Origin of the sequence: Paenibacillus sp. GYB004, from assembly GCF_036577605.1 — a bacterium.
In the GTDB taxonomy this organism is placed as follows: Bacteria; Bacillota; Bacilli; order Paenibacillales; family NBRC-103111; genus Paenibacillus_AB; species Paenibacillus_AB oceani.
In genome coordinates this window covers 270,502-284,710 of record NZ_JARBDB010000057.1, presented here as the reverse complement: position 1 = coordinate 284,710, position 14,209 = coordinate 270,502, and the positions used below count along the sequence as shown (strand labels likewise).

At 57.0% G+C, this 14,209-nt stretch carries 10 protein-coding genes, 2 pseudogenes and 1 riboswitch; of the genes and pseudogenes, 3 read left to right on the top strand and 9 right to left on the bottom strand.

Annotated features, from left to right (window positions below):
* Positions 1-65: 65 nt before the first annotated feature.
* Positions 66-217, bottom strand: a riboswitch (cyclic di-AMP (ydaO/yuaA leader).
* Positions 218-405: 188 nt separating this feature from the next.
* The 3 genes and pseudogenes from PV433_RS24455 to PV433_RS24445 all read left to right on the top strand — a co-directional run bounded on the left by PV433_RS24455 (position 406) and on the right by PV433_RS24445 (position 3,058).
* The gene (locus PV433_RS24455) at positions 406-1,365 is read left to right on the top strand and encodes a helix-turn-helix transcriptional regulator (RefSeq protein ID WP_332074643.1); all 960 of its coding nucleotides are present in this window, start codon (positions 406-408) and stop codon (positions 1,363-1,365) included.
* A 231-nt stretch (positions 1,366-1,596) separates the two neighbouring features.
* Entirely contained in the window at positions 1,597-2,481 is an 885-nt protein-coding gene (locus PV433_RS24450) for a prenyltransferase/squalene oxidase repeat-containing protein (RefSeq protein ID WP_332074642.1), read from the top strand.
* 69 nt (positions 2,482-2,550) lie between these two features.
* Positions 2,551-3,058: pseudogene (locus tag PV433_RS24445) on the top strand (GNAT family N-acetyltransferase).
* Between the two features lie 179 nt (positions 3,059-3,237).
* Here the strand turns inward: PV433_RS24445 and PV433_RS24440 are convergent.
* The 9 genes and pseudogenes from PV433_RS24440 to PV433_RS24400 form a co-directional block, all read right to left on the bottom strand.
* On the bottom strand, positions 3,238-4,146 hold the full coding sequence (locus PV433_RS24440) for a hypothetical protein (protein WP_332074641.1): 909 nt from the start codon (positions 4,144-4,146) through the stop codon (positions 3,238-3,240).
* A 788-nt stretch (positions 4,147-4,934) separates the two neighbouring features.
* Positions 4,935-6,341, bottom strand: coding sequence for a sulfatase-like hydrolase/transferase (locus PV433_RS24435; RefSeq protein WP_332074640.1), 1,407 nt, complete (start codon positions 6,339-6,341; stop codon positions 4,935-4,937).
* 36 nt (positions 6,342-6,377) lie between these two features.
* Complete coding sequence (locus tag PV433_RS24430; RefSeq protein WP_190931252.1) at positions 6,378-7,289, bottom strand: AraC family transcriptional regulator; 912 nt, start codon at positions 7,287-7,289, stop codon at positions 6,378-6,380.
* Between the two features lie 70 nt (positions 7,290-7,359).
* Positions 7,360-8,775 (bottom strand): sulfatase family protein, encoded by a 1,416-nt coding sequence (locus PV433_RS24425; protein WP_332074639.1) that lies wholly within the window; start codon positions 8,773-8,775, stop codon positions 7,360-7,362.
* 36 nt (positions 8,776-8,811) lie between these two features.
* A pseudogene (cysC, locus tag PV433_RS24420) lies at positions 8,812-9,336 on the bottom strand (adenylyl-sulfate kinase); the annotation flags it as partial.
* A 14-nt stretch (positions 9,337-9,350) separates the two neighbouring features.
* Positions 9,351-10,367 carry a Gfo/Idh/MocA family protein gene (locus PV433_RS24415; protein WP_332074638.1) on the bottom strand — a complete coding sequence of 339 codons (1,017 nt, stop codon included), beginning with the start codon at positions 10,365-10,367 and terminating at the stop codon, positions 9,351-9,353.
* A 114-nt stretch (positions 10,368-10,481) separates the two neighbouring features.
* Positions 10,482-11,870, bottom strand: a complete 1,389-nt coding sequence (locus tag PV433_RS24410; RefSeq protein ID WP_332074637.1) for a sulfatase family protein — start codon at positions 11,868-11,870, stop codon at positions 10,482-10,484.
* Between the two features lie 372 nt (positions 11,871-12,242).
* Positions 12,243-13,046: a sugar phosphate isomerase/epimerase family protein gene (locus PV433_RS24405; RefSeq protein WP_332074636.1), complete on the bottom strand. Its 804-nt coding sequence runs from the start codon at positions 13,044-13,046 to the stop codon at positions 12,243-12,245.
* Between the two features lie 13 nt (positions 13,047-13,059).
* Positions 13,060-14,166, bottom strand: a complete 1,107-nt coding sequence (locus PV433_RS24400) for a Gfo/Idh/MocA family protein (RefSeq protein WP_190931246.1) — start codon at positions 14,164-14,166, stop codon at positions 13,060-13,062.
* Between the last annotated feature and the right edge of the window lie 43 nt (positions 14,167-14,209).

Below are 14,209 nucleotides of genomic sequence, written 5' to 3'. Positions count from 1 at the left end.
CAGGGTCTTATACCAATAGAAAAAGACCCTGTATCCAGGGTCATGTGTGCAGAATGAACATACAGAATGACCCCATCTACTGCTGACGAGGTTAGCTGACGGACTCGGGAAAGATGGTTCCCTACGCGGTCCCGATGAACGGACCGGACGATTCGCCCCTAAAGAATGGTTCCCCCGCTTTCCGATTGGAGAATCGGAAATTAAGCGTACTGTTATTGTATTGAATGAAGGACGTCAAGTCAACCTTTTTATCAAAATATCCCTTTTTTTAACAACAAAAAATCGGGGCTGCGCGAATTTGAAACAAATACTCTCATTTTCCCGGAAAGCCGGGTACAATTAGTGACATCCATGCTGTCACCATTATACGGATATAATGGGGGAGTAAGAAACGGGGGAGAGGCGTTGAAGAGAGCAGACCGGCTGATGGCGATCCTGATCGCCCTGCAGCAAAGACCGGAGACGGCCCAGTCGCTGGCCGACAAGTTCGAAGTTTCGAAAAGGACCGTTTTGCGGGATATGCAGTCGTTGTCGGAGATCGGCATCCCGCTGTATTCGATGACGGGACCGTCCGGAGGCTTCCGGATGATGGAAGGCTTCCGGCTGCCGCCGCTGCAGCTCGATTCCCAGGAGGCGCTGACCGTCTTGTTTGCGCTCCGGGCGATGACGAGTATAACGGACACCCCGTTTAACCAGGCCAGATGGACGGTCCTCGACAAAATCCGGTCGGTCCTGCCGGAGGAAACGCTGAAGCAGGTCGAGCCGCTGCTCGACAGGATGGAACTCGAAGTGCCCGTCCGCAAAACGAAAACGCCCCACTTGTCCGCCTTGCTCGAGTATACGGCCAAATCCCGGTGGGTTCATGTGCTGTACCGGTCGGAAAACCATCACCGGCGGCTCCGCCTGTATCCCCGCAAAATTTATACGGCGCATGGGTTCTGGTACTGTGAGGCGTTCTCCCCTCTGCATAAGGAAGTACGCAACTTCCGTGTCGACCGGATCGAGGAGCTGGAGGCGATCGACCAGCCGGATGAGGCGTTAAGCGAACAGCTTCTGAGGGTGGAAGACGAGGATGCGCCGGCCAAACCTGTTGTGCGCATCGCCGCCAAGCTGACCTACCGCGGTGCGCTGCTGGCCGAGCAGGACTACCATATCGGAGAGCACGTCAGGCAAATAGCCGATGACGAGTGGACGGTGGAATTCGATTGTCCCGCCTCCGAGTGGGATTGGGCGGTTCGATTTTTCTTTACATTGGGCATGCAGGCAGATGTGCTGGAGCCGGACGAGCTTCGCGCCGGGATTCGCGAGATGGCCGGGCAATTATACGAACGGTATACGCCGGATTCGGAGCGTAACTCGCTGTAATGAGGCTGTCGATTCATTGTGGACAACCAAGAGGAAAGGGAAAAGATGACCTTCTGGCGAGTTTTGTCTGGAATCCCCTACCTTACAATCCTTATTCAATCAAGGGATTCCGGACAACCTGTTTGAGCAGAAGAAGGTAACTTTTCACTTGGAACGGCCTGCTGACACTTCTATACAATGAATCGACAGCCTCTGTAATCAGATCTATTTTCAGAGGAGGCTTATCCAGTTATGACTAACCATTCCATCGTGGACAAAGCCGGATCGTTTCTGTACAGCCATGCGAGGCTGCTGGACCGGAAGCGGTACGAGTATCATTTCGAAAGGGGAACGAAGGAGGCGGTCATTCAGGCGCTCCGTGCTTATCAAAATGCCGACGGAGGTTTCGGCAACGCGCTGGAGCCGGATATTCGCGATCCGCACAGCCAGCCGGTCCCGACCGAGATGGCGCTGCTTGTGATGGAGGAGATCGATTGCTTCGATCCGGCGATTATGGAAGGGATCGCCGCGTATGTGCGGACGATAACGCTGGAGAACGGCGGGCTGCCGCTCATACGAAGCAGCGTCCATGGATACGCTCATACGCCGTGGTGGTCGACGGAGGACGACCGCTGTCCTTCGATGAACCCGACAGGCACGATCATCGGCCTGCTGTACAAGCATTACGGGGACCAGGCGATCGTGCGGGAGCATTGGTTCGAGGAGAATGTGCGTTATATATGGAGCTATATGGAGTCGAACGAACCGTCGGGCTTTCATGACGGCACGCATTGGATTCAGTTTCTCCAGCATACCCCGGATACCGGAAGGGCGGCCGCCTACTGGCGTAAAGTCGATGAATGGTTGGGCGCTCCCGGCGTCATCGAGAAAGACCCGCACGCTTCGGGATATGTGCAAAAAGTGCTGGATTGGGCGCCTCAGAAGGAGAGTTATGCCGGCAAATTCGTATCCGGGGAAGACAAGCGGATTCATTTGAAGGCGCTCGCCGAACAACAGCAGGAGGACGGAGGATGGCCGATCAGCTGGCAACCGCCGAGCATCGCTGCGGAGCAGGAATGGCGGGGGTTTGTGACTGTGGAACGGCTGAAGACGCTCAAGTCTTACGGGGTGTTGTAAGAAGCGGCAGGCTGCTGTGGCGGATTATACTAAGACCATGCAATGCAAACTTCCAATGGAGGCGATAGGATGGCAATCGACGTGACGATTGTACCGCTACATTCGGTCCGGTCCAGGATAGACGAGCTCGCCGAGCTGTTATGTCGTGGAGGATGGCGCATCGGTCGGCTTTATGCCGCCGCTTTCCGCAGCGGAGGCGACCCGGTACTGGGAGGACGTGCCCGGCCCGGATGTGGTCTTGTATGCGGCGCTGGCCGGCGGCCGGGTCGCAGGCAGCGTGCAACTGCACGTATGTACGAAGCCGAACGGCTCGCACCGTGCGGAGATCGCCAAGCTGATGACGCACCCCGATTACCGCCGGCATGGAATCGGCAGACGGCTAATGCTACAGGCCGAAGCGAAGGCGGCTGAACTAGGCAGGTCGCTGCTCGTGCTCGATACGAGGGAAGGGGACCCGTCCAACCGGCTGTACAGCTCGATCGGCTATACGATGGCCGGTCGGATTCCCGGGTATGCCAGATCGGCAGACGGCGAGCTTCATGCTACGGTGTATTACTATAAGAACCTTGGAGAATAGCCGGTGAAGGGAAAGGGTGGCGATGGAGGAGCCTTCCTCGTGTACATGGCCTTGCCAACGGAAAGTGATGGAAGGAAATCGTCGATAGATTAGCAAAAAAGCCTTCGGCTCCCGCGCTCCGGGCGGGTCTTAAGGCTTCTTTCGTTGTAACGGGAGCTTGCCGGCTTGCCGGAGATCTGTCAACGCTTGGAACGGCTGTACAGCAGCTTCTTAACATCCTGGACGATATGTTCGGTGATTTGCCGCTGAATCCAGAGGTCGTCATCGATATTGCCGTGCGTTGCCGGTACCGGTACCTCTCCGATGCCCGGGCACTCGACGGTCGTAGGCGTGCCGTCCCAGCTGCGCATATAACGGACGAGCATATTTTGCGCGCCAGGAACCTCCTGGTAGCCGCAGGACAACCCGTTTTCGACGGGGAAGCAGGGGATCATGCCGAAGCCGGTGCACGGATTGCCGCTCGTCACTCCGTTGTGCTGATACCAGTTCTTGATCATATGAGCTTTGGGGATATCGGCGGCGTTCATCGTGTTGCCCGGGCCGAATACCGGGTCGATCAGACCGATATAATTAGGAATTTTCGCCGTAACCCGGGACAGCCGGCAAGCCGCCCAGCCGCCGTACGAATGGCCGATGATAGCCAAATAGCTCGGTTTGCGGCTTCTTTCCTCGATTTCGTTGTTCAAATCCCAGATCCACGGAGTGCCCAGCGGGTTGCCGTCTTCGTTCTGGTTCCAGCTTCTCCGGAAGACGTTGCGGGCCGGGACGCCAAGTGGGGACAGCCGGATGTACAACGTATCGCGCAGCTTGGATATTCCGGGGCTGTTCATCCCGCTGCGCCCGTTGATGCAGATGACGACGATGTCACCCGCCTTTCCGGCACGGACCGCGCGTTGGTCGCCGTCTGTTCCTTGATCGGAGCCGGACGTTGCTACTGCCGGAGCTTCCTTCCCGACGGCTGACGCGAAACCCGAAAGGGGACTGGCGGGGAGGCCGGGATGAACGTTAGCGGCATAATCGGGAAGAAACGGCCGGGGCGCCGTATGGCTATACATCCATCTGCCCCATCTAGGATCGTAGTAGTACATCGCGTTCCCTCCCCCGAAGTGTGCTAAACTAGGATATTCACCCAGCCGGGAAAGGTTCCTTGAGGAGCGGCGGAAAGCGGATCAAACGACTGTATCGAAACCGTCCACTACCAAACTAACAATGGGTTTTAAAGAGAAAGGAGAGGGTCTACTGGAAGCGAAGGTTTGTCTCGTGGCGATCGAGGAGCGTCACAGGACGAATCGGTCTGCCTATTAATTAGCGATTGAGGAGTAGAGGTTTGCGGACTGAAAGGGCGAGGTTGTCCCAAGGTTGTCCCGGAAGCCTCTTGTTCTTCGCAGCGAGGGCAGATCATTCAATGACATGTACAAATAAAAAAAGCACTGTCGTTTAGACAACTGCTTCTTTCAAGTCCTGGCTCTTGTCTTTGGCGTTATCTTCGGTTACTTCGTCCGGCTGGTCGAAGGGAACCCGGTCTTCTTCGTAGTACATTTCCACCGCACCTCCTTTCCTCGTTTCTATTAGTATACAAGCCGACTATTATCGCATCGTTAACGGAGTGTTACGCTATAGTAAATTGTGTGGATGGGATAGCCGCTTATCCACGAAATTCGTGCCGGCTAAATCCTAAGAGTCTCTGGCACCCTTTATTTTCGGCGGAATGGGATGACAGCGTCAAATTAAGGCGGTTTGCACCCCTTATTTCAACCAACCGATGGGGTATACGCCCTTTTCGTCGATTTTAGAAACTTCAAACCTCTCTTATTCTCTCTTATTCGGCCCCCTCCGCAAAAAAACAGGAGCGACTTCACGAATCGCTCCCGGCCCTCTATAGCTTGCTACCGCCCAGCAGCTGCCGGCGCATCCATTCGTTGGCGACGAGTGCGTCGCCGTCCGCGTCCAGCGTCTCGTAAAGTCTGCGCCGCAGACCGGCGACGAGGCCGGCCAGCTCCGGCTCGCCGATCCGGTTCGTCAGCTCGGCCGGGTCGGCCGTCAGCTCATACAATTCGTCCGTATCGGTCGGATTCCAGATGTATTTCCATTCCTTCGTCCGGATCATCCGCTGCGTATACAGCCCGAACTGCTGCCCGTTATACGAGGCCACGACGGCATCCCGCCAATCCGGGTCGTCCAGTCCGCCGCCGCTCACCAGTTTGGCCCAGGAACGGCCCTGCAGGTGATCCGGATCGTCCGGCTGCAGACCCAGCAGGTCGAGCAGCGTCGGGGCGAGATCCAGCAAATTGTAGACGAGCCCGCCGCACGCCGTTCCTTCCTTCACGACGCCGGGGTACCGGACGATCAGCGGGACGTGCACGACATCGTCGTATAAAATATAATGTTTGTCCATCATCCGGTGCGAACCGCACATATCGCCATGATCGGCGGTAAAAAGGACGAGGGTGTTATCGGCGGCGCCAAGCCGGTCCAGCGTCTGCAGCACGCGCCCGACCGCTTCGTCCAGTTGGCTGATGATACCGTAGTACCGGGCGACGATGGGAGCCCAGTCGTTCCAGGTAAAGTTCTCGATCCCCCAGTTCAGCAGCTGCTGCTTCTGGATATACGGCTTCCCCGCGAACGTCTCTGCGAAACCGTCCCACTGCGGAACCGTGTCCGGATCGTACATCGTGGCGAAATGTCCGGATGGTCGGCAGGGCAGATGAGGCTCCGGGAAATGAAGCGCCATATGCCACGGCTTCCCGGAATTGTGCAGCAGCTCGAGCTGATCCTCGGCTCGCGCTGCGAGCCAATGAGTGCGCGAATGTTCGAGCGGAATCGGACTCGCCTCGCCGAAAAATCCGTTCGAGAACTTCACGTCCGGATAGCGCTGCTTGACGAACCGGGCGTATTCGGCTTCGCCGGTATACGAACCGTAACCGAAAGCGGTGGCGTCCAAGGTCGGATGAACGCCCCATTTGCCCAGAAAAGCCGACACGTAGCCGCTGCTTTCGAGCGTTCGTGCCCAGCTGTACCCGTCGGGCTGGAGCGAGGCGACGGGTAGGGCTCCGTTAAAGTTCCATAATGCCCCGAACGTTTCGGCCCTTCGCCCGTTCATCAGCGATTGCCTGGCCGGTCCGCATACCGGAATATGCGAATAAGCGCCCGAAAATACGGCGCCTTGAGAAGCTAGCAGATCGAGATTCGGCGTGCGGACCGGATATTTGCCGCTGGAGCCGATACAATCGTAGCGGAGCTGGTCCGCCGTAATCAGCAGAACATTCGGACGTCTTTTCCCCATAACGGATCGTGAAGGTCTCCTTTCCCATGTCCGGAATCAACGCACTTCGCGCTGCAGCCGGCGCAGTTCCAGCCCTTGGCGGTACCGGCTCGGCGGGCAGCCGACATGTCGGAGGAACAGGCGGCTGAAGAAGGAAGGGTCGTCATAACCGACCAGCGAAGCGACAGTGATCACTTTTTCTTCCGATTCGGTCAGCAGACGTTTGGCCCGCTCGATCCGGATATCATGCAGTACATCGATGATGCTGCGGCCGAATTCCTGCCTCATGAGCCGGTTCAGCTGGCGTATGCTGACATTGAACAGTCCGGCCAGCGATTCCAGCGTAATTTTCTTGTCGTAATTACGCTCCATATAACCGTATATCCGTCTTGCCGTTATTTCCCGGTCGACTTGGCGCGGGGAAGGAATCGTCCCCCGGTTTTGCATCAGGGAATAATAGCGGGAGAGAAGGACGAGCAGCTCGATCAGTTGCAGCCGGATCAATGTTTTGTGGCCGAGACCGCGGTTGCCGATTTCCCGGATCATGCTGTCCAGCAGTTGGAGCACGAATACCGCATCCTGCCCGTGCAGATTGAGCCGGTGGTTGAAGCGGACATCCTGATTCATAAACGGATGCACGTAGAAATAGTCCATCGAAGCGGTAATCTCCAGCTCCTTCAGAAGCGCGTCGGGGATGAAGGACGGCATGAACAAACAGTTGACGATTTCCATGTGTTCGCCGGGATTTACGGAGTAGGCATGGGTTTCACCGGGATTGATGATGTAGACGTCTCCGGCCCCGATCTCATATTCCGTCCCTTGGAAAATGTGATACCCGCTTCCCCCGACGACGTATACGAGCTCGACGAATTCGTGGCCGTGCTCCGCGATCGCTCCTTGGACATGCCGGGTAATCCAAAACGGGAATTCCTCTCTCATTAATCCGCTGCTTCTGATCATATCCTTCATCCTTTGCTTCACTCCTCGCCCTATAACTCCGAACATCCGGTCGCTTTATGACGGTTTTGATGCATAACGGTTAGCGGGTATGAACGGCCGAGTCGAAACGTTCCCGGCGGGGATCGCGCTTCCAGTCGTCCCAGGACAGTCCGGCGGAAGCGAGAATTTGCTCGATCCGTCTGCGGAAGGGAAGACCGGCTTCCCGGAGCTGCCGCTCCATCGGGTCCTCCCGGCCGCTCAGCTTGCGGCTTACGAAGTCGAGCAGCTCGCGTTCGAGCCGATCCGCCAACTCCGGCAGCGAGTCGGCCAAATTGACCGTCTCCCCGGGGTCGGTCTGCAGGTCGTACAGTTCTCTCGCAGGCCGGATATAGGGGCCGGAATCGTAAGTCCGGATCAGCTTGTACCGGTCGGTACGGATCGCCCTAGCCGCCTGCCAGGCGCACTCGCTCAAATAAACGGTGTCGTGGGTCCGGTCGGCCGTTCCCTCGATAGCGGGCCACAAGCTTTTGCCGTCCAGACCGTCCGGATCTTGCAGCTTCTCGCTGCGAATGTCTGCCGGCTGTTCGCGGCGGACGGCTTCGAGAATCGTCGGCAGCAGATCGACCTGCTGGATGAATCCCGGCACCCGGCGGCCTTCCGGCATCCGTCCGGGCCATCTCATAATGACCGGAACGTGTACGGTCGGCTCGTACAACCCGCAATGATCCCAATAAATATCGTGCTCGGTCAAGCTTTCTCCATGATCGCCGAACAGGACAAGCAGCGTATCCTCGCGGATGCCGAGCGCCTCCAGCCGGTCGTCCAGCTCCTTCAGCCGGTCGTCCAGATAGCGGATCTCCGCGTCGTATAACGCGTCGTAGTAGTCGCTATCGGTCACCGCGCCGATCAGATCGTAATGATGATGCTTGAAGAACGGATAGGCCAGATGGTTGTAAGCCTGTTCCATGCTGCGGTTGGCCGGGTCCCGGGGATCGCGTCCGCCGTCGTAAAACTGCGGAATCAGCTCTTGGGGCGGCAAATACGGCGTATGGGCGTCCCAGTAATGCAGGAACAGAAAAAACGAATCGTCCTTATGCTGCTCCAGCCAAGGAAAAGCAAGCTCGTTTACCGTCTTGCCGTCGATCCAGCGGTTGCCGCCTACGCTGTTGATATAATACCGGTACCCTCTGGCGAACCATTCCTTCAATTGATACAAATTATCGACAGCGGAGGTCGTAAATCCGGCCGACCGCAGCAGGGAGGGCAGCCATGCGGTCGATTTCGGCAAGGCGGTCAGCTCCGAGCCGTGCGAGACGACGCCGGTAGTCAGCCCGATTTTGCCGGTAAAGACTCCGGTATGCGCCACCTCGGTCGGAATATCCGCGGCATAAGCCCGCTCGAACAGCACCCCTTCGCGGGCGATCCGGTCCATATGCGGGCTGGTCGGCTTGTTGTAACCGTAAGCGCCAAGTCTGGAGGCGCGTAGTGTGTCCAGCGAGATCAGTATGATCTTCATTCCAGTTTCCTCCTAATCGGCCCATTCGTCAAGCGGTTACATCAGGCCGAGCCGCGTTAGGATGGCGGCGCTGTTCGTTTCGAGCGAATTGGACGACGTCCGGATCGTCACATCGGGTGCGAGCGGAACTTCATACGGATCGGATATTCCTGTAAAATGCTTCAACTCGCCTTGTCTCGCTTTGGCGTATAGTCCCTTAACGTCACGCCGTTCGCATTCCTCCAGCGGGCATTCCACATAAATCTCGACATATCCGGCAAGCTCCTTGCGGGCATAATCGCGCATCTCCGTGTAGGGGGTAATCGCCGAGACGAGAACAATCACCTCATGCTTCGCCAGCAGTCCCGCAACGTATACGATGCGTTTTATATTTTCAAGCCGTTCTTCGCGCGTAAAGCCAAGTCCTTTGCAGATCGTCTGACGCAGCGCGTCGCCGTCGAGCAGCTCCACGCGGCGTCCCTGTTCGAGCAGCCGGTCTCTTACATATTCGGCGGTTGTCGTTTTCCCTGCTCCGGATAAGCCGGTAAACCATAATACGTTCGCTTGCTTTTTCATGTCAGCGTTCCTCCGGTGGTCTAAGTTGAAGCTTCCGGCTTCGGCACATCGACGGGCTGGCCGTCCAGCTCGTGAGAGCGGATCGCGGCTTCGATAATCTCCTGCGCGGCGAGCGCGTCGGCGCCCGACGCTTCGATATCGCCGGGGGCAACGTCCGCCTTGATTTGTTCCACGAACCGGTTGATGCGAATCCGGAACGTATCGTTAAAACCCATCATTCCGTTAAAGATCGGATTGCGGAACACCGTCAAATCGCTGGAATGATGAGGATAATAAGTCATGCTTTCGTATACGTTGTCGATGACGATCCGGCCTTCATTGCCCGCCACTTCGCAAAATTCGATCGGGTGGCGCATCGACATGTCGTAGCTGCCGGTCAAATGTCCGACGGCTCCGGAGGCAAACTGCATGTTGACCGATACGGTCGACCACGACTGGCGGCCCGGCGCTTTCGTCATAAAGGACTGTACTCTCGCCACGTCCCCGCCGAAATAACGCATTACGTCGATCGAATGGGGGTGAAGCGCTCGCATATGGAGCCATTCCGTATCTTCCTGCGGATTTTGAATCGTCAGCCGCATATTCAGGAAGAGGAGGGAAGAGCCCAGCTTTCCCTCCGTAACGAGCTCTTTCGCGCGAAAGGCGGCGGGCGTGAACCGGTGGTTCAGATTACAGGCGAACCGGACGCCCCGTTCGCGGGCGAATGCGACCATCCGTCTCGCCTCGTCGATCCGGTTGGAGATCGGCTTCTCGACGAGCACGTCTTTGCCGGCTTCGATCGCCGCCATCACCGGCGCGTAATGGTGACTGCCTTTCTCCATGCCGGACGTCGCCACGATGACGACGTCGATCGGTTCCTTGGCCAGCATCTCGGCCATATCCGTATAGGCGGGCACTCCGTATTCGAGCCCGGCTTTTTGCGCCCGCTCCGGCATCAGGTCGCAGACGGCCGCAAGCTCCGTATCGGGATGCTGCCGGTACGTGCGGCAATGAATGCCGCCGATATGATTAACGCCTATCACCGCGATTTTGATCATGGTGAACCTTCCTTTCCGTATGCCGGATCGGTGTAATGAACCTTGGTCAGGCAATTCGCTTATGTTCTATGAAGATCCGGAAATCGGCGATCGGTGCCGTCCGGTTACGTGTTCTCACTTCTCCGCTTTTTTCTCCTGAAGGGAACGGGCGTTGACGATCGAACCGATATACATGCCGTCGTACGCTTCCTGCGAAGTCGTGAACGGCTTGCCTTTGCCGTGCCAGTTCAAGTTCGTGAAGATCGGATTGACGCGGTTCGTTTCCGCTTCGCGCTTGGCGATATAATCGTTCATCCGCTTCTCGAGAAGCGCCACGATCTCCGGCTCCTGGTCCGCGACGTTGTGATTCTCCTCCGGATCGCGGATCAGGTTGTACAGCTCGACCTCCGGTTTGAAGTGGAAGTCCGGCTCCAGCGCGCGGATCAGCTTCCATTCCGGCGTACGCCAGCCGTGCTTGCGCATCCAGGTGCATTCGGTAATATAAAATTCGCTGATCCGTTTGATTTCGTCCCCGTTCATCCATTTTACCAGGTTTTGCCCGTCGAACTGGATATTCGTTTCGATTCCGAGCAGATCGAGCACGGTCGGCATAATGTCCTGGATCAGCGATACGCTGGAGCACCGCTTGCCTGCAGGGACGACGCCGGGATATTTAATGATAAGCGGAACGACGAGCGTGCAATCGTACAAGCCGTGATGATCGAAGTAGCAGTCGTGCTCGTACAGCGTCTCGCCGTGATCGGCCGTTATGACGATCAGCGTCTCCTCGGTAATGCCGAGCGCGTCCAGCTTGGCGAAGATCGACTGGATGCACGCGTCCATATAAGCGACGGCGCCGTCGTATTGGGCAGTCACATAGGCGTGGTCGGTGACGCCTTCGGGAATCCACGATTTCAGAAAATCGGCGAACGGCTTGAACTCGTATACCGGCTCCATCGACGTGTTGGACGGGTCCTTCTCGTCGCCGCCGTAGAAGGTGCGCTCATACGGCTGAGGCGGCAAGTAAGGAGAGTGAGGGTCCATATGACGCAGGAACAGGAGAAACGGCTTATCGTCGGCAGCAAGCCGCTCCAGCTCGGGAATGGCGACCTCGTTCAGGTTTTGCGCCTTCGGGGCGCGACCGGTCTCGTCCGGATGCCATGATTCGAAGTTCAGGTACGTCTGAAACCCGCGCGACGACGGATTGCCGGTAAATCCGATGCAGGTCGTATTGTAGCCGTGCTCGCCGAGCACCTCGGGCAGCGTGCGCACATGGTCGCCGAGCGGACCTTTATGCCGGAGCGCGACCACATCGGTTCCGAATACGTCCATGCCGGTCAGCATCGCGGCATACGCCGGGGTGGTCGGGATGCTGGGGCTGAAATGCTGCTCGAACAGGACGCCTTCCGAGGCGATTTTATCGAGGTGCGGCGTGGTCAGCTTGGGATAGCCGTAAGAGCTCATATGGTCGCGGCGCAAACTGTCGATGCCGAATAGGATCACATTCGGTTTTTTGGTTGACATTTGGATTCCTCCTAAAAGTGGATGCCCGGCCCGGCGTTAGGAGCCTGGGTTTTTGGCGCATCTCCTGCTTATGAGCATATAGAGTGCCGAATAGGAGCGGTTTGTACCTCTTAATTGGTTCGAAACCGCTTAGCAAAGGGAAATAAGAGCGATTTGAAACTCTTATTTCCCGTGAAAATCGTGATGACCCGTCAGATTGGTAGAAATAAGGGGTGCAAACCGCCCTTATAGAACCCGATCTTCCGAATAAGCCAAAAATAAAGAGTACAAACATCTCTTATTTCATTAGAAGAGCCGGTTCGTACTATGTTTTTGAGCATGCCGCAGTGAAGCCCACCGCCCACTTCGCAAGCTCAACCTGCCGTACGTGGGTTAGCGGGCACCCAGCTGTTTCAGGCAAGCGTTTAAATACCCGTACGATTCGGCCGCTACGATCGAAACCTGGGCCAGCGAATGCTCAGGAGTCGCCCCGATTACTTCGAGGACGACCGGGCCGTTGTAGCCGCCGTCGACCATCGCTTTGCAGTAGCCGAACAAATCGATATCGCCCCGTCCGCACGCCTGCATCTCGATCGGACCCGGTCCGCGTTCCCGGCCTTTGCAGTCGCGGATATGAATATGTTTGACCCGGCTAAGGACGGCCGGCAGCGCCTCTTCGGCGTTTTCGCCGGCGCGGTGAATATGGCTCGGGTCCATATCGATGCCGAAGGCGGCCGAGCCGATCTCCTTCATCGCCCGCAAGGTAGTCGGCGTATTGTAGATGGCGTTGCCGACGTGCGCTTTCACGCACAAAGTTACGCCGAAGGAAGCGGCTTTCTCGGATAAACGGGCCAGCTTGTCGATCGAAGCGACGACATCTTCCTCGACGCCGAGCTTGCCTCCGGGGCCGACGTTGATGACCGGTATTCCGATCTCCGCCGCTGCTTCGAATGCCGGCAGCAGCCGTTCTTCGCTTAAGGAGGCGACCTCCGTCGACAGAAATTCAAGGCCGTTCTCCTGAACGATCGCCTGCAGCTCGTTTTTTTGTTCCTTCCACCTGCTCAGATCGAGATGCTCGCACATCCCTTGGATGGCCGATATTTCCACTCCGTCATAACCGCAAAGCGCGATTTGTTTGGCAGCGGTCGCAAAATCGAATTGCTTGAACAACACCGAATTGACGCCAAGCTTAATCATCGTGTAATCCCCCTTAACGCATCGTGTGCGGATCGCCGATCAGCGGCGGCAGTGCATGCGGTCTGACGACTTCGCCGCCCCGCTCGTACGATTCCATTACGGCAAATGTGTATTCCAGCACCGCCAGCGCATCCCGTCCGTTCGCGCGAAGCTGATCGCGGGGCACTCCGTTCGAAATGTCCTCGAGGAAGGCATGCAGCCGGTTGTTGAAGGTCCGGTTGAAATCGGTCGTTCCATAGTGGGTCACTTCCGGTTCCTTCTGCACGCTGATGGCCGGAATGCCTTTCTCCGCTTTCCAGAACGACACTTTCTCTACGCAGTTCTCGATGCAAAACGTGCCGCGCGTCCCCGCCATCTCGACACTCCACCACCCGCCGAGACCGTATACCGCATCGCCTCTTTGGCTGAGCAGGTATCCGACGCCGCCATTTGCGAATTTGACGTGAATGCTGTTGATCGACACCATGACGTCGCCTGCGCTTCTGCGGAAGCCGGGACGGTCGGAGAACGTCTGGATGTGCGTAATGTCTCCGCAGAAGTAACGCATAACCGAGAACGGGTGAGTCAGAAACGCCTTCATATGAAAGTAAGGATGACCTTTGATTTTCGGCGAACCTGCCAGAGCGTAATTCAGCTCCCCGCCGTTAAAGCCCATCTTGGTCAAGCAGTAGACCAGCTCTCCGATCTCGCCGTTATCTACATATTGCTTCGCTTTCTCGGCAGGAGGGGTGAAGTAGTGGTTCAGGTTGCAGCCGAGGTACACTTTCTGCTTATCCGCATAAGCGACCAGCTCGCGCGCCTGCTGCACGTCGTGGCAGATCGGCTTCTCGACGAGCACATGCTTCCCGTAGCTGACCGCTTCCATCGCGGGTTCGAAATGCCAGCTTCCGTTGTCGATTCCGCCTGTCGTTACGTCGACGATTTGCAGATCCGGCTCGTTTTCGATCATATCTTTCAAGCTGTAATACGCCTTAACGCCGTATTTCTCGGCAACCGCGTCCGCGCGTTCCTTCACGACGTCGCATACCGCGATCAGGTCGGCCAGGTCATCCTCCTGATAACAAGCTGCATGGTTTTTACCGATTCCGTTTAATCCGACTATCCCGATTTTTAATGCCATTCGCACTGCTTCCCGGCTCGCCCGGTTCATACAAAGCCGAAGT